The sequence below is a fragment of the Mycobacterium sp. 1081908.1 genome (assembly GCF_001673535.1).
Taxonomy (GTDB): Bacteria; Actinomycetota; Actinomycetes; order Mycobacteriales; family Mycobacteriaceae; genus Mycobacterium.
In genome coordinates this window covers 31,268-52,868 of the sequence record NZ_LZLY01000008.1, presented here as the reverse complement: position 1 = coordinate 52,868, position 21,601 = coordinate 31,268, and the positions used below count along the sequence as shown (strand labels likewise).

The window sequence follows — 21,601 nt, the reverse complement described above, 5'->3', positions numbered from 1 at the left end:
TCAGGACATCCCGGGGACGAATTGGACGATGAGGTCGATTGCCTTGATCCCGATGAACGGGGCGACGATGCCGCCGAGCCCGTAGACATAGAGGTTGCGGCTCAACAGCTTTGACGCGCTGCTCGGCGTATAGCGCACGCCGCGCAGAGACAACGGGATCAGCATGACGATGATGATCGCGTTGAAGATCACCGCCGACAGGATCGCGGACTGCGGGCTATGCAGCCGCATGATGTTGATCATGTCCAGCCCGGGGAACAGCGCGACGAACATGGCGGGGATGATCGCGAAGTACTTCGCGATGTCGTTGGCGATGGAGAACGTGGTCAGCGCCCCGCGGGTGATCAGCAGCTGCTTGCCGATCTCGACGATCTCGATGAGCTTGGTGGGATCGGAGTCGAGATCGACCATGTTGCCGGCCTCTTTGGCCGCCGACGTTCCGGTGTTCATCGCCACGCCGACGTCGGCCTGAGCGAGCGCCGGCGCGTCATTGGTGCCGTCGCCGGTCATCGCGACCAGCTTGCCGCCCTCCTGCTCGCGCTTGATCAGCGCGAGCTTGTCCTCCGGCGTGGCCTCGGCGAGGAAGTCGTCGACGCCGGCCTCGTCCGCGATCGCCTTGGCGGTCAACGGGTTATCGCCGGTGATCATCACGGTGCGGATGCCCATCTTGCGCATCTCGTCGAAGCGCTCGCGCATGCCCTGCTTGACGACGTCCTTGAGGTGGATGACGCCGAGCACCCTTGCATTTTCGTCGGCTATGCCGTCGACGCACTCGCCGACGACCAGCGGAGTCCCGCCGCCGGCGGAGATGCCGTCGACGATCTCGCCGAGCTGCGTGGGCACCTTGCCGCCTTGTGCGCGTACCCATTCCGCGACGGAGCTGGCCGCGCCCTTGCGCAGCTGGTGCCCGTCCAGGTCGACCCCGGACATGCGCGTCGAGGCGGAGAACTCCACCCAATGGGCGTGCGCGAGTTCGCCCGGGGCGCGCTCGCGCAGCCCGAAGTGTTGCTTGGCGAACACGACGATCGAGCGCCCCTCCGGCGTTTCGTCGGCCAGGCTGGACAGTTGCGCGGCGTCGGCGAGTTGCTCGCTGGTGACCCCGTCGAGGGGGACGAACGCGCCGGCCTGCCGGTTGCCCAGCGTGATGGTGCCGGTCTTGTCGAGCAGCAGCGTGTTGACGTCACCGGCTGCTTCCACCGCGCGCCCGGACATGGCGAGCACATTGCGCTGCACCAGCCGGTCCATGCCGGCGATGCCGATGGCCGACAGCAGCGCGCCGATCGTGGTGGGGATCAGGCACACCAGCAGTGACACCATCACGATCCCGGTGACGCCACTTGCGTTGAGCGCCTGGCTATCCGGGACGCCCGGGTTGTTCGCCTTGGAGTAGATCGCCAGCGGCTGCAGCGTCGCGACGGCGAAGACGAAGATGATCGTCAGCGCGGCCAGCAGGATGTTCAGCGCGATCTCGTTGGGGGTTTTCTGCCGGTTGGCGCCCTCGACGAGCGCGATCATTCGGTCGATGAAGCTTTCGCCCGGCTTCTGGGTTATCCGCACCACGATCCGGTCGCTCAGCACGGTGGTGCCGCCGGTGACCGCCGAACGGTCGCCGCCGGACTCGCGGATCACCGGCGCCGACTCGCCGGTGATCGCCGATTCGTCCACCGACGCAATACCTTCCACGACGTCCCCGTCGCCCGGGATCACCTGCCCGGCCTCGACCACGACGATGTCGCCCTGCTGCAGCAGCGGCGCCGCCACCTGGTCCTCGACGCCAGGGGCGCCGGGCTGCCAGTTCTTGAGTCGCCGCGCCAGGGTTTGGGTTTTGGCGCGTCGCAACGTTTCGGCCTGCGCCTTGCCGCGGCCTTCGGCCACCGCCTCGGCGAGGTTGGCGAAGAGCACGGTCAGCCACAGCCACATGACGGTCAGCCATCCGAACCAGGTTTCGTTGGCGATCGCCAGCACGGTGCTCCAGACGGCGCCGATCTCGACGATGAACATCACCGGGTTGCGCCACAGGGTGCGTGGGTCGAGCTTGCGCAGGGCGTCCGGCGTCGAGCGCCACAGCATCTTCGGGTCGAGCAGGCCGCCCTGGACCCGCTTCTTGTCTGCGGGAGTCGCGGGCTGCGTCTGCTCGGACGAATCGACGGCGGTCGCGGTCATCAGTGGATTCCTTCGGCAAGAGGCCCGAGCGCGAGCATGGGCAGGAAAGTGAGGGCAACGACGATCAGCGTGACGCCGGCGACCATCCCGACGAATTGCGGCCGGTGGGTGGGCAGGGTGCCCGCCGACTCCGGCGTGTGGCCTTGCTTGGCGAGCGAGCCGGCCAGCGCGAGCACGAGCACGAGCGGCAGGAATCGGCCGAACACCATGGCCAGCCCCAAAGCGGTGTTGTACCAGTCGGTGTTCACGCTGATCCCCGCGAACGCGGACCCGTTGTTGTTGCCCGCGGAGGTGAACGCGTACAGCACCTCCGAGAGCCCGTGCGGGCCGGTGTTCAACATTCCCGTGCGTTCGCCCGGCAGCGCCATCGCGACGGCGGTGCCGGTCAGCACGATCAGCGGTGTCACCAGGAAATAGCTTGCGGCGAGCTTGATTTCGCGTGGGTTTATCTTCTTGCCGAGGTATTCCGGGGTGCGCCCGACCATCAGCCCGGCGACGAAGACGGTGATCACCGCCAGGATCAGGATGCCGTACAGGCCCGATCCTGTGCCGCCGGGCGCGACCTCGCCGAGCTGCATGTTGAACATGGTGATCATCCCGCCGAGGCTGGTGTAGGAGTCGTGGAACGAGTCGACGGCACCGGTGGAGGTGAGCGTCGTCGAGTCGGCGAACACCGCGGAGTCGGCGATCCCGAACCGCTGCTCGACCCCTTCCATGGCCGCCCCGACGGCGGTCGGCACCGTGCCGTGGTGCTGCAGCTGGAACCACAGCATGAACGACACGCTGATGGCGTACAGCGTGGCCATGACCGACGCGATCGCATAGCCCTGCTTGGTGCTGCCCACCATGCGCCCGAAGGTGCGCGGCAGCGAGAAGCCGATCACCAGCAGCAAGAAGATCTCGAGCCAGTTGGTCCATGCCGTCGGGTTCTCGAACGGGTGCGCGGAGTTCGCGTTGTAGAAGCCGCCGCCGTTGGTGCCGAGCTCCTTGATCACTTCCTGGCTGGCCACCGGGCCGCCGGTGATCGTCTGCTGGGCGCCGCCCAGGGTGGTGGCGACCTGGTCGTGCAGGTGGAAGTTCTGGATCACCCCGCCGGCGACGAGCAGGATCGCGGCGACGATCGATATAGGCAGCATGATGCGCAGCACCGTGCGGACCAGATCGACCCAGAAGTTCCCCAGCTCGCCGGTGCGCCTGCGGGCGAACCCGCGAACCAGCGCGACCGCCACGGCCATGCCGACCGCGGCCGAAACGAAGTTCTGCACCGCCAGCCCGGCCATCTGCACCAGATGGCCTTGCGTCGACTCACCCGAATAGGCCTGCCAGTTGGTGTTGGTGACGAAGCTGACCGCGGTGTTCCACGCCAGCGAGGGAGTCATTTTGGTGGCCGGGTCGTGCAGATGCAGCGGCAGCTTGTCCTGCACGAGCTGGAACACGAACAGGAACAGGATGCTGACCGACGAGAACGCCAAGACGCTGCGGGCGTAGGCCCCCCACGTCTGCTCCGAGCGTGAATCGACACCGATCGCGCGGTAGATGACCCGCTCGACATACGAGTCCTTCTCCGACGTGTACACCCGGTACATGTAGTCGCCGAACGGCACATGCACCACCACCAGCGCCACGACGAGGACGGCGAGAAAGAGGATCCCCGCTGTTGTTGTGTTCACTAGAACCTCTCCGGGAACAGCAGGGCCGCTGCGAGATACAGCGCGAGGATGACGGAAAGCGCCAAGCCGACGACGTTTTCGTAACTCACAGCCGCTCGACCAGCTTCTGCGCCAGCCCGAGCAGGGCGAACACCGCGATCGTCAGTAAGACGTAGACCAACACGCCCATCTTGTCTCCGTTCCGCGCTTGAGGACCTCATCGAGCCAGCCACAGCGCCGGCCTCGGAGGCAAGGTCAGCTTGAAACTAAACGGGACCCGTGCGGCAGGGCCGTTGGTTGACGCTTTCCTAACGGCGCCGTAGTGCACTTTTATGGTTTCTTTACGCCCAATCCGCGGTTTGGCCGCGGGTCGATAATGTCGCGCAAATCTTGGAAATTCGACCGGATGAATGGCGTTTGGATCGCCGGCCGGCATTGCGAACCCGGGTGGATTTCGTGGGGAACGGCGTTATCTGTAACGGTGTCACCGGCGTTGGCTCGCGTTGTGTGTCAAGTTGGTGAGTTTGCGGTATTGGCCGGGCGCGGTGCCGGTGGCCCGTTTAAAGGCGCGGGCGAAGGCGAATTCGGAGTCGTAGCCGATGTTTTGGGCGATTTGGCGAATGGTGGCGTTGTCGTCGCGCAGTCGGCGCGCGGCCAACGACATGCGCCAGGCGGCTACGTAGGCCATGGGCGATTGGCCGGTGAGGGCGGCGAACCGGCGGGTGAGGGTGGCGCGGGCGGTTCCGGTGGCGTGGGCCAGGGTGTCGAGGGTCCAGGCCCGGCCAGGGTCTGCGTGGATCAAGGACAGAGCAGTCCCGACGGTGGGGTCGAACAGGGCGCGGCCCCAGCCGCTGTCGTGGTGGTGTTCGGCGAACCAGGTCCGCAGCAGGTAGACGAACAGCAGGTCGACCAGTGAGGCCATGACGGCGGGGGCTCCTGGGTCGGTGCCGTCGACCTCGGCGGCGATGAGCAGCACGGCGGCGGCCAGGCCGCTACCTCGGGCCTGGCCAGCGGTCATGAGCACCACCTCGGGAAGGACGCTGGTCAGCGGATGCCGGATCCCGGTCGCGAGGCGGTATCCGCCGCAGATGAACACGGTGGCCGGGCCGTCGCCTTCGATGACGACATGACAGGGCGGCGTCCCCTCGTCGAGGGTGCGGCCGGCGATCTCCGACATGGGGCGGGCGGGTCGTTGGGGGGTGTCGGACAGTACGTGGGCCTTACCGGACGAGATCAGCACGACGTCCCCGCTGGTGAGTTGCACCGGCTCGGCGCCCTCCAGGGTGAGCCAGCAGGCCCCGGCGGTGATGACGTGGAAGTTGACCATATCGGCCGCCGGGAACGCCGCCCCCCACGGTGCGTGGAATCGGTTGCGCGAGTACATCAGGCTGCCCCGCCGCGTGGTGGCGACCACGTCGGCGACGATATCGGCCACCGGATCATTGGCCACCATTCCCATAGCGGCAAGGATATGCACTGAGCTGAATGGACATCAATCCAGGCTGATCTGTCATGGAACCGCGCATCGGCGGTGTTTAGCGTCGAAGCCGACCGGAGACACACATCTGGATCTGGAGGCCGATCGTGGACACCACTGTGTTGGTCACCGCGCCGACCGGCAAGGTCGGGCGCCGGCTGATCCCGCTGCTGTGGCGTCGCGGGATGCTGGTGCGCGCGGCGAGTCGCTCACCGCTGCCGCAGCGCCGAGGTGTTGAGCCCGTCCGTTTCGACTGGACCGACGCGACGACCTATGCGGCGGCGCGCGACGGTGTCGAGGCAATGTACTTGGTGGCCGGTGATATTCCGCAGGCGGTACACGCCGACTACATCCGCCGGTTGCTCGAGGGCGCGGCGGGGGCCGGGGTGCAGCGCGCGGTGTTGCTGTCCACCTATGGCGTGGATCAGGCACCGCCGGAGCACCCGTTGCGCCGGATCGAATCGGCCGTTGAATCCTCCGGTGTGCCCTTCACGATCCTGCGGCCGGGCGCGTTCATGCAGAACTTCTCCGAACGGCTGCGGTGGCGCGAATCGCTGGCCGAGGGCATCCGCGACGCCGATGAGATCGTCGCACCCGGTGGGGATGGACGGGTGAGCTATGTGTCGACTGAGGACATCGCCGCGGTAGCGGCTGTCGCGCTGACCGAGGACGGGCACCAGGGCAACTCCTACGCGCCGCTGGGACCTGAGCCACTCACGCTGACCGAGGTAGCCGACCACATTTCCTGGGTCACCGGCCGGCCGATCAGCTATGTCGAGACCGGTCGTGCACCCATCCGCGAGGCACTCCTGGCCGCCGGCGCACCAGCTGAGGCAGCCGAAACCAACAGCCAGCTGTATGTCCATGCGTTCACCTCCGGTGCGATGGGGGTGTCCAACGGTGACGTCGCCGAGGTGACCGGACGACCACCGGTCAGCTTCGGGGAATTCGCCGCGGGTGCGGCCGCCGCGTGGCGCCGATAGCGCTCGCGGCGTACCGCTGTCGAAGCACAACGAAAGGACATGAAACCTATGGGAGACACGATTCTGGTGACGGGCGCGACCGGTACCGTCGGCCGCGAAGTGGTCGACCAGCTCCTCGACGCCGGTCATCGGGTGCGAGTGCTGGTCCGTGCCCCGGAGCGCGCCCAGCCGGGCACCGAGGCTGCGGTGGCTGATCTGAACCAACCCCAAACGCTGACACCCGCATTCGACGGTGCGCGGAAAGCGTTCATCCTCGCCCCACCGGTCCCGGAAATAGAGACGATGACGGTCAACGCTCTCGTCGCCGCCGAGCAAGCCCGCGTCGAACACATCGTGTACCTGTCCAACTTCGGTGCCGGCCGCTTCGAGGGCGCCCTGTTCGACGCGCACGGCGCCAACGAGTGGCGGCTACGGTCGCTGCGGTCGACCTGGACGATCCTGCGGCCGACGCGATTCATGAACTACGTTCCATTCGCCATGAACGCGGCCCGCGACAGTGGCCGCCTCGTCGAAACATACGGCGGCGCAAAGGTCGTCATGATCGATCCGGTAGACATCGGCGCGGTCACGGTGGAATGCCTAACTGCACCCGGGCACGACGGTAAGGTTTACATTCTGTCCGGCCAGGCCCTCACCGGCGACGAGATCGCCGCACACGTTTCCGACGCCCTGGGAACGCCGGTCGACTTCGTCGACGCCGGCCTCGACGAGACCCGCCAAACCCTGCTCGCGTCAGGCTTTCCCGCCGCGCTGGCCGAACACACCCTCGCGTACTTCGAAACCGTCCGCAGCGGGCAGTGGTACGAAACCACAACGGTCGCCGACATCCTTGGCAGGCCAGCGCGCACCTATCAGGACTGGCTAGCCGACCACGCATCCGACTTCACCTGACCGGACCCGCTCAAGGCCGTAGCAAGGCGATGCTCGCCCACGCCGCACCAGACGAGCCGGTAAATCCGCAGACAAAGTGCGAGTAAGGATCTGCGGGATTACAGGCTCGACGTGCCGTCCGTCGCCGGATCGTCGATCATCGGCAGCCGGACCCGGAAAACCGTTCGGCCATTGGCGGATTCGGCGGTCACCGAGCCGTGGTGGGCCTTGACGATCGAACTCACGATGGCCAGGCCCAGCCCGATGCCGGAGCCGTTGGACCGGGCCGTGTCGGCGCGCGCGAACCGCTCGAACAACCGGGGGAGGAGCTCCGCGTCGATGCCGGGGCCGTCGTCGGCGACGGTCAGTTCGACGTAGGGCTGCTCCGTGCCGCGGCGCCGGCAGGTGATTCCGGTGGTCACCGTGACGCCCGGCGGCGTGTGCACGCGGGCATTGCTGAGCAGGTTGCTGACCAGTTGATGCAGCCGGGCGTGATCGCCGCGAACCCAAACCGGCTCGTCGGGAAGGTCTTTGACCCAATGGTGCGTGGGCGCCGCGACCGCCGCGTCGTTCACCGCGTTGACGGCGAGGTCCGCCAGGTCGACATCTTGGGTCTGCAGGTCTTGACCCTCGCCCAGTCGCGAGAGCAGCAGCAGCTCGTCGACGAGCACCGCCATGCGCCGCGCTTCCGCCTCGATGCGGGCCAGCGCGTATTCGGTGGTCGGCGGCAGCGCCGAGCTGTCTTGGCGGGTCAGCTCGGCATACCCCTGAATCGCCGCCAGCGGGGTTCGCAACTCGTGGCTTGCGTCGGTGATGAATTGCCGCATCCGCAAGTCGGAGTCGGCGCGATGCGCCAGCGCGCTATCGACGTTGTCCAGCAGCCGGTTCAGCGTGTGCCCGACGATTCCGACCTCGTTGTCGGGGTCGGTGTCGTTCGGCCGCACCCGGACGTTGATTCGGTGGTCGTCGGTCAGCGGCATGGCGGCCACCTCGGCGGCGGTGGCTGCGAGCCGGCGCAGCGGGCGAAGCGTGATCCCGACCACCCAGATCGTCAGCCCCGCCGTAATCGCGAGCGCGGCCGCAACGAGCGCCGTGGTGGTGATGTTCTTGCGGGCGATGATCTGGTTGGCCCGCGCTTGCGACACCCCGACGACCAACAGGTCGGACCCGTAGGCCCGGCTGTCGACGCGATAAGAACCGAGGCTGCCCAGCTTCTCGGTCCGTGGCGGGGCGTCGTCGGGCCAGGGCTGGGACTCGATGGCGTGCACCACGTCGGGTGGCGCGGGTCGCGCCTCGGCTTCGGAAAAGACGGCCGAGCCGATCACGGTGCCGTCGTGCAGGACGGCGATGACGTTGCCGGGCGTTTGATCGGTGAACACCAGCATCGCCTGTGCGATGGGTTCGGTGCCGCGGTGCGTCGGACCGTGTTCGCCGTTTCGGTATCTCGTGTACGAATTGCTCAGCGCGTCAAGGGATTGGGCGACGTCGGCGTCGCTCATGGCCGTCACGTAGCCGCGCAGGCTCAGCACCGAGACGACGCCGACCGTCACCAGCACCACGCTGACCACCGCCAACACGCCCAATAGCAACTGACGGCGCAACGAGTGGGGCAGCCACCGCGGAAGATCCCTGGATCCGGTGTCCGGCTCGCCGGTCATTCGGGCGGTCGCAGCATGTACCCAACGCCGCGGACGGTATGGATCATCGGATCCCTGCCGGAGTCGATCTTCTTCCTCAGGTACGAGATGTACAGGTCCACGATGCTGGTTCGCCCGGCGAAGTCGTAATTCCAGACGCGGTCCAGGATTTCGGTGCGGCTCAGCGCGCGGCGGGGATTGCGCATCAGGAACCGCAGCAATTCGAACTCGGTCGACGAGAGCGATATCTGGGTCCCGCCGCGGGTGACCTCTCGGCTGGCGGTGTCGACATGCAGGTCGCCGATCTTCAACGTTTCCGCGGCCGGCGGGGTCAGCTGGGTGGAGCGGCGCAACAGCCCACGCAGCCGCGCGACGAGCTCCTCGAGGCTGAACGGCTTGGTCATGTAGTCGTCGGCGCCGGCGGTCAGGCCGGTGACACGGTCCATGACCGAATCGCGGGCGGTGAGGAACAGCGTGGGGGTGTAGGCGTCGGATTCGCGGATTCGCTGCAAAATCCGCAGGCCGTCCACGTCCGGCAGCATGATGTCGAGCACCAGCACGTCGGGATTGACGTTCTCGAACTTCGCGATGGCCTCGCGGCCGTTGTGGGCGATGTCGACCACCCAGCCCTCGTAATGCAGCGCCATCTTCACCAGGTTGGTCAGCGCGGGCTCGTCGTCCACCAGCAAAACCCGGATCGGTGAACCATCGGCACGATAAATGCGGGGCAACTGCCCCAGAATGGCCTGGCGTGGCCGTTGGCTGCCTGTGTATCCGGACATCACGGTCATGTTCCTACATCCTCCCAACCGCACATGTGGTTGTCACGGAGTTCATAGAACTCTCAAATAAAACGCCTTTCCGCGGGCCGCGCCGGGCGCCGCGCGATCGGCTGTGCCGGAGGTTTCTCATCGCTCGAGTTGAGAAGAGTTGGATTACCAAAGATACTGGTATGTATGGCTCTTCGCGCTCGCGGTTCGCGCCGGGCCTCCGGCCGATTCCCCAAATCGATTCCTTGAGAATGGATTTCATTGATCAGGTGCCCCGATTCTCCTAGTGCTGAATGGTTTTCACAGCTCGGCCGGCGAGCCTGCCATCCCTTCCGGTCGTCACCGCGCCCGACAGGGTCAGGAAACTCGAGCGAGGAAGGGGAATAGGCGATGGACTTTGGCGCGCTGCCACCGGAGGTCAATTCCGGTCGAATGTATTTGGGCCCGGGGCCCGCGACCTTGTTGGCCGCCTCCGCAGGGTGGGAGTCGCTGGCCGGCGAGCTGATCGACGCCGCCAGCGGCTACCAGTCGGTGATCGCGGGCCTCACCGACGAGTCGTGGCTGGGGCCGACGTCGCTGTCGATGGCGGCCGCGATGACGCCCTACCTGTCGTGGATGACCGCCACCGCGGCCCAATGCACGAGGGCGGCCGCGCAGGCCACGGCCGTCGCTGCCGCCTTCGAAGCAGCGTACGCGATGACGGTTCCGCCGCCGCTGATCGCGGCCAATCGCGCTCGGCTCATCGGGTTGATCGCAACCAATGTCTTCGGGCAGAACACGCCGGCGGTCATGGCCACCGAGGCCGAGTACAGCGAAATGTGGGCCCAGGACGCGACGGTGATGTACCGCTACGCCGCCAATTCGGCTGCGGCTTCGGCATTTTCGCCGTTCACGTCACCGCCGCGGACAACCAATCCGGGCGGCCTTGACCGCCAGATCCGTGCGGTTGCGCGAGCGGCCGCGACCCTGACGAGCCTGGCGACGCCGGGATCGTCACCGGCGGCCGCGGGCACCTTCGCGCCGCTGAGCGCAAGCCCGGACGCGTTCGGCTTCGGCTCCGACGGGGCCGCCCTCGGTCGGGCGGGCTCGCTCGGCACGTTGTCGGTGCCGCCGAGTTGGGCCGACGCCGTGTCATCGGTCACGCCGCTGCCCGCTCTGGACGCCAACGTCATGCCGGGCGGGTGGGGGGCGGCACCGTCGGTCAGGCGTCGCTCGGTTTCGGTCCGGCGAGTCCTGTCGCGCACCACGTCGATTCCGCGTTCCCCGGTCGCCGGATAGCGCGGACAAAGAACGGGGCCGCACACCGATCGGTGTGCGGCCCCGCCTTGAAACGTTGCGATCAGGCCCAGCTGGACCCGACGGCGCTGTCCGTGCTGGACATGTTGCTGCCCGCCGTCTGCACCTTCTGGCCGTGAGCGTTGGCCTGCTCGTAGATCACCTGGAAGTTGCGACCCAACTGGGTGATGAACTCCTGGCAGGCCACCGAACCGGCGCCACCCCAGAAGTCACCAGCGGCCAGCACATCGCGAACGATGGCCTGGTGCTCGGCTTCCAACGACGCGGCCTGGGCGCGAATCGTCGCACCATGGGCATCCACATCGCCAAACTGGTAATTGATGGTCATGTTTTCCTCCTGAAATAAAAGTGTGGGGGCTAGCTGCCGAGGATTTGCTGCGAGGCCTGCTCTTGCTGCTCGTAGTTGTTCGCGTCGCGGATCAGCCCGTCGCGCACACCGTGCAGCATGTTCACGATGTTGCGGAACGCCTGATTCATCTGACCCATGGTGTCGTAGGACGTCGCCTGCGCCTGGCCACTCCAGCCCGCACCGGCGATGTTCATCGACGACGCCCACATCTTGCGGGCCTCATCCTCAACGGTCTGCGCGTGGACCTCAAACCGGCCCGCCATCGCCCGCATCTCGTGCGGGTCAGTCATGAAACGTGTTGCCATGTTTCCGTTCTCCTTGTCTGGTTTGTCTCGAAGCGTTGTGCTTGTCGAAGTCTCGTGAAATTCAGATCGATGCGGCGGTAGCCGCATCCCGGACAGATTACGGCCTAGCGGTTAATCGCTCGCCTCAAATGGGTGACAGATCCTTCCTGTTTTCCGTGTCTATTTCGTGGGTCAGACGACGACCTGTTTTGGCATGACGATCGGCTTGAAGCCGTACCGCGGGCCACTGCCGTAGGCACCGGCGCCCTTGGCGGCGCCCGCCATTCCGGGCATGCCGGGCATCGCGGCGACGGGCTCGTCGGCGGCGGCGGTCCAGCCCGAGCCCTCGAGCGGGGCGGCCGAGGATGCCAACGTCGCCGGGGCGGCCGACGACCAGCTGGCGGGGACCGACAGGCCGCCGACCGCGGAGGCCTCGGCCATGCCCGCCGACATTCCGCCGCCCACGCTGTTCACCAGCGTTCCTTCGCCGATGGCCGCGCCACCGGCCAGCGGCACGACGTCGCTCGCCGTCGCCGCGGGCGCGGCGGCGGCCAGGGTGTGGCCCAACGACACCGCGGTCGGGATGGTGTTCATCACGAACCACGCCGCGGTGTTGACCGCGCCGTTGATGCCGTTGAAGAGCATCGGGGTGCCGAGCAGGCCGTCGACGGCGTTCTCGATATCGGTCAAGCCCAGCGCGTCGATCACGCTTTGAACGCCCTGACCGATGTACCCGCCGTTGAGCAACGACTGGAAGTTGGAGATGATCCCGCCCAGGCCCGACGCCGCCGGCTGGGCCGCCGCGTTCGCGAAGGCCGCCGAAACCGCGCTGCTCTGAATGCCCGCCGCCGCCGGGCTGGCGGTCGCCGCCGCCGGCGTCAGCGGCTGCAGCACCCCGCTGGCCGCGGACGCGGCCGAGTAGGTGTACATCGCGATCGCGTCCTGGACCCACATCTCGGCGTACAGCGCCTCGGTGGCCATGATGGCCGGGGTATTGATGCCCAGGAAGTTCGTCGCGACGAGCGCCGCCAGCTGCGCCCTGTTCGCGGCGATCACCGGCGGGGGCACCGTCGCGGTGAACGCCGCCTCATAGGCGGCCGCCGACGCCGAGGCCTGTGCGCCGGCCTGTTCGGCCGCCGCGGCGGTGGTGGTCAGCCAGCTCACGTAGGGCTGGGCGGCGGCCGCCGCCGCGGCCGACCCCGCGCCCGTCCACTGCTCGCCGGTCAGTGTGCCGATGATCGACTCCCAGGAGGTCGCCGTGGTGCTCAGTTCGGCGGCCAGGTTGCTCCAGGCCGCCGAGGCCGCCATGAGTGGCCCCGAACCGGCGCCGGTGTACATCAGTCCGGAGTTGATCTCGGGGGGCAGTGCTGCAAAGTCCAAAACCATTGGGGTATCCGTTCTTCCGTCGGAATTTTGGTGGGTAGGTGGGGTCGGCCGTTAGACGGCTTTGATCTTGGGCATGACGATCGGCTTGACGCCGTAGCGCGGGGCACCGAAGCCGGCGCTGTTGCGCGCGGCCGCGCCCAGCCCGGGCATGCCCGGCACGATCGTTCCGGTGCCGGCCTGCGGCGCGGCTGCGGTCCAGCCCACGGTCTGCACCGCGGTCGCGGGGCTCGTGGCCGACACAAAGCTGCCGGCCCAGCTCGGCGGCGTCGACAACCTGCCCACCATCGTCGCGCTGCCCATGCCCGCGACCGGCATCGCGCCCATGCCGCCCATGCCTCCGGCGGGCGCGGTCGCGCTGACGGCGTCCGCGGCACCGGCGGCCGCGGCCGCGTCACCCGTGTCGCTGGCTGCCGCCGGTAGCAGACCACCACCGGCCATACCGATCAGGTCGGAGGCCGCCGAGGTCCAGTTGCCACCGCCGATGTTGACGAGGTTGGCGAGGTTGCTGGAGAGGCTGGTCGGCAGGCCGTTGGTGCTTCCGAGGGGGCCGCCGAACAGCGTGCTGAGCTGGGTGACGAGGTCGGTGGGGGTCGCGGCGGCGACGTTCGCGGCCTCGGTCTGGGTGTAGGTGCCGGAGCTCAACCCCAGGGTGCTCACAAACTGCTGCTGCATCGCCTGGGCTTCGGCGGCGATCTGCTGGTACATGGTGCCGTAGCCCGAGAAGAGCGCCGACTGCAGGGCCGACACCTGGTCGGCGGCGGCCGGAGCGATGGCCGTCGTCGGGGCCGCGGCGCCCGCGTTCTGCGCCGTCAGCGAATTGCCTATTCCCTCCAGCTGCGCCGCCGCGGCTAGCAACTCTTCGGGGATTGCTGTCAGAAATGACATCTAGTGCTCCTCGTGTTCGGAAAAATGCCGATCTCCCTGACCGGGGGATCGACCTGTGCGTTGGCGTAACGGCTCCTGTGCGTCGGCGTAAGGTTAACCAGGCACGACTCCACAGTCCCGACGGAAAAGGCTAGGGTGACGGCCGTTTACGGCTTCTTAACGCCGACGCGAGCAGTTTTAACAAGGTCCTGTCGCCGGACATAGCGATGTCACCTGAGATCGCCAGGCAACGCGTCAAACCGCGCGCGGCGCGCGCATCCTAGGTCAACCGCGGCCGGCGCGCACCCGTGGATTTTTGCCGGTTTTTGTCCGGGTGCGACGCCCCGGAGCGGCGCTCGGCGCGCTAGATTCGCCGCCGGGCCCCTATAGCCCAATTGGCAGAGGCAGCGGACTTAAAATCCGTCCAGTCTGGGTTCGAGTCCCAGTGGGGGCACACATTTGAGCTGATCGAACACGGCTTCGGGTCGGTTGACAGGCGTGCTGACCCTGGTCGGCGTCCGCTACGTCCACACCGCGTCCACATTCGACAGCTCCCGCGGCTGCGGGGTTCGTGTCGGTCAAGCCATGCTGACGGTGAGGTGTGTAATCCTGACCGGCATGACGCCATGCAACGTGCAGAAGTGCCCCAACGCGGCCAACGAGGCGATAGAGCCGCTGCTAATCGTTGGCCCGCTGTGTGATGACCACCGGGCCAGGCTTCTTGCCGGTGAAGACTACGAGTTACAGGGCAGCGAGGAGTCTGTCAGCGGCACCACGCAGCCAACGGTGTTGCTTGACGACTCTTTACGGTCACTGGACCAATACGTCCTGCTCGTGCCGCCGCACCAGATGGTGGACGGCAATAGCCCTGGTCACCTAGTGCCGCTACGAGTACATCGCAGAGGCGAGCCAAACGAACGCGAAATCAACCTGGTGATTCCGCATGACATGCTGCGCGAGTTTGCTGCCTTCTTTACGCACGTCGCGGGCCTCGGCAGTTAGCTATTGTGCTTGCGTTTGCGACGACCACCTCGGGCGGGTGCTACATCTCGCCCATGCTGGCGATGTCGACAGAACGCGAGTCCGGAATCGGGTGGGGCCCGTTTCGTCGCGGATGAAACCGGGAGGTTGCACGACGACGTAGATTGTCGAACTGACGCGACGAAGTGGTGCGACGTCTAGCAAGGAGTTCCATGGCAGACACGCTGCAGGAAGAGATTGAGACAGCGCGGCAGACGATCCGTTCGGAGGCCATGTCCATGTCCGTGGGCGAGATCGTGAACCTCTACAAGGACGAGGAGATGGTCATTCGCCCCGAGTTTCAGCGTCTCTTCCGCTGGGATACGGAGCAGAAGTCCCGGTTGATTGAGAGCCTGCTGTTGGGGATCCCGGTGCCATCAATCTTCGTGATGCAGCGTGAAGACAGCGTATGGGAGGTGATCGACGGTCTTCAGCGACTCAGCACCATCCTCGAGTTCATGGGCGAGCTCCGCGACGAGTCGACGAAGGAAGTTGTTGCTCCGAGCGTTCTACGGGCAACCAAATACCTCCGGCACCTCCAAGGCGCAGCGTATGAGGAAGACACTGAAGGCGCGTCGGTCGCCCTCACGCCTGGTCAGCGACTGGCTCTCAAGAGAGCGAAGATTGACCTTAAGATACTTCTTCCGGAAAGCGACGAAAAGGCGAAGTTCGAACTCTTTGACAGACTTAACACGGGTGGCAGCCCACTGTCGGCGCAGGAGATTCGAAACGCACAGTTGATCATGCTTGATCCCAGCTTGTTTGAATGGTTGGAGAGTCTTCGGAATGATGAGAATTTCCAGGACACAATCTCTATCACTGACCGGCTGTACGACGAAGCAAAGGACATGGAGCTGGTTTGTAGGTTTATGGCACTCATTCGATCATCTGATGACGATCTAAAAAACATGGGCAACATCGATAGTTTTGTATCAAATAAAATTTTCGCTACCGTAGATGAGGGTGATTTCAATCGCGGGTTCGAAGGCGATAGGTTCCGCAAAATTTTTAAGGCGTTGAATGCCGCGCTGGGAGACGACGCGTTTCGGAGGTGTGACGCTGGTCGGTTCTTGGGCGGATTTTCGGTGTCCGCGTACGAGACAATCACCGTGGGAGTCGGACTCAACGCAGACCTATGGCTTGAGGATGAGGTCGACCCAAACCTACTAAGGTCGCGAGTTGCAGAATGGTGGAGCAACCCAACGTTCCGAAATGCTTCGCGGGGCGGTAGTAGGGGAGCGACGCGAGTGCCAAAGACTCTGCCGGAAGCACGCGTTTTCTTCAGTTCGACCACATGAAGATTCGCACTCAGGAGGAACTGTTCGACCGAGTCTCCGATGACTTGATTTGGCGGAGGCGTGAACTAGTCCTGTTTAGTAGTCAAGTAGATAAAGCCAATTCAGAGTTCTCCCGTGCCCTATTGCGCGGTTCAGTCGCACTGCTTTATGCGCATTGGGAGGGGTTTATCAAGAATGCTTGCCATTACTATCTCTGCTACCTGTCTTCTTGCACGATTTCCTTCTCGCAGTTGATTCCTGAGATTGCTGCCCTCTCGCTCCGCTCAAAGATATCACAGGCCGTTTCTGCCAAAAAAATTGCAATGCGCGCCGACTTGGTGCGCGATATTCGTGACCGCGCCCAAGATCGGGCCACGATACCAAATTCGCGGGACGCGGTCGTTACGGAATCCAATTTGTCCTATGCGGTATTGACTGAAATACTTACCAGCGTGGGGTGCGATGCTGGTAGGTATGCCAAATACGCAGATCTCATTGACGATCAGCTGGTCAATTCTCGGAATAAGATTGCACATGGCGAGAATGCAAACATAGCACGTACGGAGTGGCGGGAACTAAGTTCGCTAATCCTGTGGATGATGGACGACATCGCGACGCAGCTTGTAAACGGGGCTGTCGAGCGCTCCTATCTCGTCTCCTGAAAGCGGCGGGCTACCAGTTGCGGCTTGATTCGATATCTGTTTATATAGAAGAATGTCGAATCAAGCCGAGGTGGGGTGCTGCCCCGCGCTCACTGTGGCCGCCCTGGCGGAGTCGCAGGCGGCGGAGTTGGCGGCGATGTTCAAGGCGCTCGGCGACCCGGTGCGCCTGCGGCTGTTGAGCCTGATCGCCAGCCACCCCGGCGGGGAGGCGTGCGTGTGCGAGATCTCGGCGACCTTCGACGTGACTCAGCCGACGATTTCCCATCACCTCAAGCTGCTGCGCTCGGCCGGGCTGCTGGACTGCGAGCGGCGGGGCACCTGGGTGTACTACTGGGTGATTCCCTCGGCGTTGCGCCAGCTTTCTTCGGCCCTTCATGTTGACGACAAGCCTTGACGGCCAAACCAGGGTGCGGGCCGTGACCGCAACCCCGACACCGGTGTCCGCCCCGGAGCCGGTAGCGACCCGGCTTCCGACCCTGGACCGCTTCCTGCCGGTGTGGATCGGCGTCGTGATGGCCGCGGGGCTGCTGCTGGGCCGACTCATTCCGGGCCTCGGCTCGGCGCTCGGTGCCGTTGAGGTCCAAGGCATTTCACTGCCGATCGCGGTGGGCCTCCTCGTGATGATGTATCCGGTGCTGGCCAAGGTCCGCTACGACCGGCTCGACGAGGTCACCACCGACCGCAGGCTGATGGTGTCCTCGCTGGTGCTCAACTGGCTGATCGGTCCGGCTGTGATGTTCACGCTGGCATGGCTGCTGCTCGCGGATCTGCCCGCCTACCGCACCGGTCTGATCATCGTGGGGTTGACCCGCTGCATCGCCATGGTCATCATCTGGAACGACCTGGCCTACGGGGACCGCGAAGCCGCGGCGGTGCTGGTCGCGTTGAACTCGCTGTTCCAGGTCGTCATGTTCGCCGCCCTGGGCTGGTTCTACCTGTCGGTGCTGCCGGGCTGGCTGGGGCTGCCGCAAACCGGCATCGCCGTGTCCCCGTGGCAGATCGCGAAATCCGTGCTCATCTTCCTCGGCATCCCGCTGCTGGCCGGATACCTGTCGCGCCGACTGGGTGAACGGGCCAAGGGGCGCCACTGGTACGAGACGACGTTCCTGCCCCGCATCGGTCCGTGGGCCCTGTATGGCTTGCTGTTCACCATCGTCATCCTGTTCGCCTTGCAGGGCCACCAAATCGCCTCCCGGCCATGGGATGTCGCCCGCATCGCCGTACCGTTGCTGGCCTACTTCGCCATCATGTGGGCCGGCGGGTACGCCCTCGGCTTCCTTTTGCGGCTGGGCTACGCGCGCACCGCCACCCTGGCGTTCACGGCCGCCGGCAACAATTTCGAACTGGCCATCGCGGTGGCGATCGCCACCTACGGCGCGGCATCGGGGCAAGCCTTGGCCGGGGTGGTCGGACCGCTGATCGAAGTGCCCGTGCTGGTTGGGTTCGTCTACGTTTCCCTGGCGATGCGCTCCCGGCTCTTCCGGTCCGCGCCGAACCGAGCGACCGGCTCCGATGGCCGCTAAGCCCAGCGTGTTGTTCGTCTGCGTCCACAACGCCGGACGCTCGCAGATGGCCGCCGCCCTGCTGAGCCGCGCGGCCGGCGATCGCGTCGAAGTTCGCTCCGCCGGAACGCGGCCCGCCGATCAGATCAACCCCGTCGTCGTCGCAGCGATGGCCGAACTCGGCGTCGACCTCACCGCCGCCACCCCCACAGTCCTGACCAGAGACTCCGTGCAGACCAGTGACGTCGTGATCACCATGGGCTGCGGCGACGCCTGCCCCCACTTTCCCGGGGTGTCCTACCGCGACTGGGAACTTGCCGACCCGGCCGGTCAACCCCTTGCCGCCGTGAGGGCGATCCGCGACGAGATCGTCTGGCGCGTCGAGTCCCTGATCGCCGAACTCCTGCCCAACGCCACGACCACATAATTCGCACCGGAGGAAGGAACCACCATGTCTCGCGTGCAGCTGGCCCTCAATGTCGACGACCTTGACGAGGCAATCATGTTCTACTCCAAGCTGTTCAACACCGAACCGGCCAAGGTCAAACCCGGGTACGCCAACTTCGCGATCGCCGAACCCCCGCTGAAACTGGTGCTGTTGGAAAATCCCGGCCACGGCGGCACTCTCAACCACCTCGGCGTCGAGGTGGAAACGACCGAGAAAGTGCGCGAAGAAATCGGCCGACTCGCGAGCGGCGGGATGCTGCCGGAAGAGCAATCCGGCACCACGTGTTGCTACGCCACGCAGGACAAGGCCTGGGTCACCGGACCCGCCGGCGAGAGGTGGGAGGTCTACACCGTCCTGTCCGACTCGGACACCTTCGGCATCACCGACGAGGCTACGAGCACGGCGCGGTGCTGAGCGGGGAACGGATCAAATCCCGGTGCACAGGGTGGGGGCGTCGCACACATTCCCGGGGCAATAGGTCGAGTGTGCGGCGTTGACCATGGTTCCGACGTCCAGCAGGGTCACGCCCCTCGCGTTCAGGTGGGCGTGCACGTCGTCGGCGATCTGTTGGGGCGTCCAACCCCAGGTGAGGTCGTAGCAGATCAGGTGCGCTTCCCCGATCAGCGCCTCTTCAGTTTGCGGCGGCCAAGACAGGCCGACGGCGCGCAGTTGCGCGAGGTACGCCTCATCTTGTGGGGTGGCGGCGCTCGCACTCGCGGCGCTGCCAAGCAGGGCGGCGCCGGAAATCGTGGGGATGGCCAACGCGGCCAGCCAGCGAGGGGAGGGCATTTGATTCCCTTTCTTTGGTGGTCGCGCCGTTTGGAAGCAGCGCAAATCCGAGGAGAACGATAGCGAAATCCGCAGTAAGTTGGTCGGGTTCGTGACAGGTCAACCCACAACAAGGAGTCAGCGCCGAAGTGCCCGAGGATCCGCGCGTCGACGGCGTCGCCCGCCAATACGATCGCTGGGAATATCCGCCGCCGGTAACCGACCTTGAGGCGTGGACCAAGAACCACTGGGATTGGTTCGACCCCTTCTGGACACATCGCGTGTTGTGGCCGAACCGGGAATACAAACCGGACGCCGACATTCTTATTGCGGGTTGCGGCACCTTTCAGGCGGCTGTGTATGCCTTCATGAACCGCTCCGCGAAAGTTGTGGCGATCGATGTCAGCCGGTCCGCACTGGATCACGAGCAATACCTGAAAGACAAGCACGGCTTGCGAAATTTGGAGCTGCACCTGCTTCCGATCGAAGAGGTGTCGGCGCTCGGCAGCGACTTCGACCTCATCGTGTCCGGCGGCGTCCTGCACCACCTGGCGGATCCGTTGGCCGGCCTGACGGCGCTGGGCGAATGCCTGCGCCGCGACGGCGCCCTGGGCGTCATGCTCTACGCGAAATACGGTCGGGTCGGCGTCGAGATACTGGAATCGCTTTTCCGCGACCTCGGACTGTCGCAGGACGAAGCGTCCGTTCGATTGGTCAAGGACGCGCTTGCGCTCCTACCGGCGGACCACCCGGTCCGGAGTTATCTGAAGGTCGCGCGCGATTTGCTGTCCGACGGCGCCCTGGTCGACACGTTCCTGCACAGCCGCCAACGCAGCTACACCGTCGCGGAGTGCCTGGACCTCGTGAGTTCGGCGGGGCTTGCATTCCAGGGCTGGTTGAACAAAACGCCGTACTACCCGCACGACTTGTTCGCGCCGGCGAACGCGTTCACCTCACTGCTGAATCAATTGCCCGACGTCGAACTCTGGTCCGCGATGGAACGCCTGCAAACGGCCAATGCCACCCATTTCTTCATCGCCTGCCGCCCCGAGCGCCCGAAGGAGGACTACACGATCGACTTCTCGGCGCCGGGATCGCTCGAGTACGTTCCGCTGACGCGGGCGGCGTGCCTGCTGTCCGGCGACGAGATCCACCTGCCGGGCGGCAAGCTGAAGCTCGAGCCGGCCCAGCTGGCCTTCGTGCGACACGTCGACGGTCGCCGCACGATCCGGGCGATCATCGAGCGGGTGGCACAGAACGGCGTGGCCCCGGAGCGGCGGGCCGAACTCGAGGAATTCGCGCGCCGGCTGTTCCGGTCGCTGTGGCGCCTCGACTTCCTGGCGATGGCGCTGGACTCGCAATCCGCCGGTTAGCCTTGCCGCCGACGGCGCCCGAAACGCCCGCTCATAAACTGACCCCTCGTGGGCATGCTGTCTGGTTTTGCGCCGTGGATCGTCTATTGGGTGCTGGTCGGTAACGTCCCGTTCGCCGCCGCCGTGTTAGTCGCGCTGGCGATCGCGGTCGCGGCGTTCGCGCTCGGCGCCCCTGGCGGTAGACCATTCCAAATCGGCACTGTCGCAACGTTTTTGGTGCTGACAGTCCTGACGTTCGCGCTCGGTGACTCGCTTGACCAGCGATGGATGCTGCCGCTGAGCAACGCGGGGATCCTGGCGGTCGCGCTCGTCGGTGCGCTGGCCGGCCGGCCATTCGTGCGGGAGTTCGCCGCCGCCGAACAGCCCGCCGACGTCGTCAAGACGGAGCTGTTCGGCAAGCTCGTCAGGGTGCTGTCCTGGGTCTGGGTCGCCGCGTTCGCCGGCATGACGGTGTCGTCGGCGATTCCGCCGATCATCGACCGGAGCGCCGGCCTGCAGGACACGGCCCCGTTGTCGTACGTGGGCTACTGGGTCATCCCGTTCGCGCTGTGGGGCCTGGCGGCGCTGGCGTCGCGGGTCCTGCCCGACCGGATGCTGGCGGGGATCGACGACCTCGCCAGGGAGACGTCGTTCGTCGCCTACGACGAGGCCACCATCGACGAGCTGTACTACCTGGCCCAGGAGCACGCCAACCGCGAGGTCGGCCCCGGCAAGGAGGCCTACAACGTCAAGGTCGGGGGGATGGGGACCCCGCTGACCGGCGACGAATCGCGAAAGTCGTGGCCTTCTACCTACAAAGTGCGCGATAAGCGGCGCTAGACAC

The 21,601-nt window shown here is 65.6% G+C and carries 21 protein-coding genes, 1 tRNA gene and 1 pseudogene; 12 read left to right on the top strand and 11 right to left on the bottom strand.

What is annotated here, in order from left to right; genetic code table 11:
* The 4 genes from kdpB to A5655_RS01405 form a co-directional block, all read right to left on the bottom strand.
* Nucleotides 1–2,163 (bottom strand): potassium-transporting ATPase subunit KdpB, encoded by a 2,163-nt coding sequence (kdpB, locus tag A5655_RS01420; RefSeq protein WP_067004776.1) that lies wholly within the window; start codon nucleotides 2,161–2,163, stop codon nucleotides 1–3.
* Nucleotides 2,163–3,833, bottom strand: a complete 1,671-nt coding sequence (kdpA, locus tag A5655_RS01415; protein WP_067004774.1) for a potassium-transporting ATPase subunit KdpA — start codon at nucleotides 3,831–3,833, stop codon at nucleotides 2,163–2,165. Before kdpA ends, kdpB begins: the two co-directional genes overlap by 1 nt.
* The gene (gene kdpF, locus A5655_RS28460) at nucleotides 3,833–3,922 is read right to left on the bottom strand and encodes a K(+)-transporting ATPase subunit F (protein WP_156764638.1); all 90 of its coding nucleotides are present in this window, start codon (nucleotides 3,920–3,922) and stop codon (nucleotides 3,833–3,835) included. The genes kdpA and kdpF overlap by 1 nt, the downstream gene beginning before the upstream one ends.
* 374 nt (nucleotides 3,923–4,296) lie before the next feature.
* Nucleotides 4,297–5,271 carry an AraC family transcriptional regulator gene (locus tag A5655_RS01405; RefSeq protein ID WP_082978422.1) on the bottom strand — a complete coding sequence of 325 codons (975 nt, stop codon included), beginning with the start codon at nucleotides 5,269–5,271 and terminating at the stop codon, nucleotides 4,297–4,299.
* A 125-nt stretch (nucleotides 5,272–5,396) separates the two neighbouring features.
* Here A5655_RS01405 and A5655_RS01400 point away from each other — a divergent pair, with 125 nt between their 5' ends.
* A complete protein-coding gene (locus A5655_RS01400; RefSeq protein WP_197508562.1) occupies nucleotides 5,397–6,272 on the top strand; it encodes an NmrA family NAD(P)-binding protein in 876 nt (291 codons plus the stop codon).
* A 48-nt stretch (nucleotides 6,273–6,320) separates the two neighbouring features.
* Nucleotides 6,321–7,163, top strand: a complete 843-nt coding sequence (locus A5655_RS01395; RefSeq protein WP_067004771.1) for an NAD(P)H-binding protein — start codon at nucleotides 6,321–6,323, stop codon at nucleotides 7,161–7,163.
* A 98-nt stretch (nucleotides 7,164–7,261) separates the two neighbouring features.
* Here the strand turns inward: A5655_RS01395 and A5655_RS01390 are convergent, their stop codons facing one another.
* Both A5655_RS01390 and A5655_RS01385 read right to left on the bottom strand, forming a co-directional pair.
* A complete protein-coding gene (locus tag A5655_RS01390; protein ID WP_067004769.1) occupies nucleotides 7,262–8,800 on the bottom strand; it encodes a cell wall metabolism sensor histidine kinase WalK in 1,539 nt (512 codons plus the stop codon).
* Entirely contained in the window at nucleotides 8,797–9,570 is a 774-nt protein-coding gene (locus tag A5655_RS01385; RefSeq protein ID WP_067004766.1) for a response regulator transcription factor, read from the bottom strand. Before A5655_RS01385 ends, A5655_RS01390 begins: the two co-directional genes overlap by 4 nt.
* 369 nt (nucleotides 9,571–9,939) lie before the next feature.
* Between A5655_RS01385 and A5655_RS01380 the strand changes: the two genes are divergently transcribed.
* Nucleotides 9,940–10,827 carry a PPE family protein gene (locus A5655_RS01380; protein ID WP_067004765.1) on the top strand — a complete coding sequence of 296 codons (888 nt, stop codon included), beginning with the start codon at nucleotides 9,940–9,942 and terminating at the stop codon, nucleotides 10,825–10,827.
* 61 nt (nucleotides 10,828–10,888) lie between these two features.
* Here A5655_RS01380 and A5655_RS01375 read toward each other — a convergent pair whose 3' ends face one another.
* From A5655_RS01375 to A5655_RS01360, 4 genes are all read right to left on the bottom strand, one after another.
* Entirely contained in the window at nucleotides 10,889–11,173 is a 285-nt protein-coding gene (locus A5655_RS01375; RefSeq protein ID WP_067004763.1) for a WXG100 family type VII secretion target, read from the bottom strand.
* Between the two features lie 29 nt (nucleotides 11,174–11,202).
* A complete protein-coding gene (locus tag A5655_RS01370) occupies nucleotides 11,203–11,499 on the bottom strand; it encodes a WXG100 family type VII secretion target (RefSeq protein WP_066914021.1) in 297 nt (98 codons plus the stop codon).
* Nucleotides 11,500–11,670: 171 nt separating this feature from the next.
* Nucleotides 11,671–12,864 carry a PPE family protein gene (locus A5655_RS01365; RefSeq protein ID WP_067004758.1) on the bottom strand — a complete coding sequence of 398 codons (1,194 nt, stop codon included), beginning with the start codon at nucleotides 12,862–12,864 and terminating at the stop codon, nucleotides 11,671–11,673.
* A 51-nt stretch (nucleotides 12,865–12,915) separates the two neighbouring features.
* Nucleotides 12,916–13,749, bottom strand: coding sequence for a PE domain-containing protein (locus tag A5655_RS01360; protein ID WP_067004756.1), 834 nt, complete (start codon nucleotides 13,747–13,749; stop codon nucleotides 12,916–12,918).
* A 359-nt stretch (nucleotides 13,750–14,108) separates the two neighbouring features.
* On the opposite strand from A5655_RS01360, the gene A5655_RS01355 reads away from it, so the two are divergent.
* From A5655_RS01355 to A5655_RS01325, 7 genes and pseudogenes are all read left to right on the top strand, one after another.
* Nucleotides 14,109–14,182: transfer RNA gene (locus tag A5655_RS01355), tRNA-Leu, on the top strand.
* A 44-nt stretch (nucleotides 14,183–14,226) separates the two neighbouring features.
* Nucleotides 14,227–14,730, top strand: coding sequence for a hypothetical protein (locus A5655_RS01350; protein WP_067004754.1), 504 nt, complete (start codon nucleotides 14,227–14,229; stop codon nucleotides 14,728–14,730).
* A gap of 191 nt (nucleotides 14,731–14,921) precedes the next feature.
* A complete protein-coding gene (locus A5655_RS01345; protein ID WP_067004752.1) occupies nucleotides 14,922–16,046 on the top strand; it encodes a DUF262 domain-containing protein in 1,125 nt (374 codons plus the stop codon).
* Nucleotides 16,043–16,687, top strand: coding sequence for an MAE_28990/MAE_18760 family HEPN-like nuclease (locus tag A5655_RS27625; RefSeq protein WP_156764637.1), 645 nt, complete (start codon nucleotides 16,043–16,045; stop codon nucleotides 16,685–16,687). The genes A5655_RS01345 and A5655_RS27625 overlap by 4 nt, the downstream gene beginning before the upstream one ends.
* Before the next feature lie 52 nt (nucleotides 16,688–16,739).
* Nucleotides 16,740–17,081, top strand: coding sequence for a helix-turn-helix transcriptional regulator (locus tag A5655_RS01340; protein WP_067004750.1), 342 nt, complete (start codon nucleotides 16,740–16,742; stop codon nucleotides 17,079–17,081).
* A 43-nt stretch (nucleotides 17,082–17,124) separates the two neighbouring features.
* Nucleotides 17,125–18,616: pseudogene (arsB, locus tag A5655_RS01335) on the top strand (ACR3 family arsenite efflux transporter).
* A 24-nt stretch (nucleotides 18,617–18,640) separates the two neighbouring features.
* Nucleotides 18,641–19,051 carry an ArsI/CadI family heavy metal resistance metalloenzyme gene (locus A5655_RS01325; RefSeq protein ID WP_067004744.1) on the top strand — a complete coding sequence of 137 codons (411 nt, stop codon included), beginning with the start codon at nucleotides 18,641–18,643 and terminating at the stop codon, nucleotides 19,049–19,051.
* Between the two features lie 12 nt (nucleotides 19,052–19,063).
* On the opposite strand, the gene A5655_RS01320 is transcribed toward A5655_RS01325, so the two are convergent.
* A complete protein-coding gene (locus A5655_RS01320; RefSeq protein WP_082978423.1) occupies nucleotides 19,064–19,384 on the bottom strand; it encodes a DUF732 domain-containing protein in 321 nt (106 codons plus the stop codon).
* 170 nt (nucleotides 19,385–19,554) lie between these two features.
* Here A5655_RS01320 and A5655_RS01315 point away from each other — a divergent pair, with 170 nt between their 5' ends.
* Together A5655_RS01315 and A5655_RS01310 are read left to right on the top strand one after the other, a co-directional pair.
* Nucleotides 19,555–20,778: a bifunctional 2-polyprenyl-6-hydroxyphenol methylase/3-demethylubiquinol 3-O-methyltransferase UbiG gene (locus A5655_RS01315; RefSeq protein WP_067004739.1), complete on the top strand. Its 1,224-nt coding sequence runs from the start codon at nucleotides 19,555–19,557 to the stop codon at nucleotides 20,776–20,778.
* 48 nt (nucleotides 20,779–20,826) lie between these two features.
* Nucleotides 20,827–21,597: a hypothetical protein gene (locus A5655_RS01310; RefSeq protein ID WP_067004737.1), complete on the top strand. Its 771-nt coding sequence runs from the start codon at nucleotides 20,827–20,829 to the stop codon at nucleotides 21,595–21,597.
* Nucleotides 21,598–21,601: the final 4 nt, after the last annotated feature.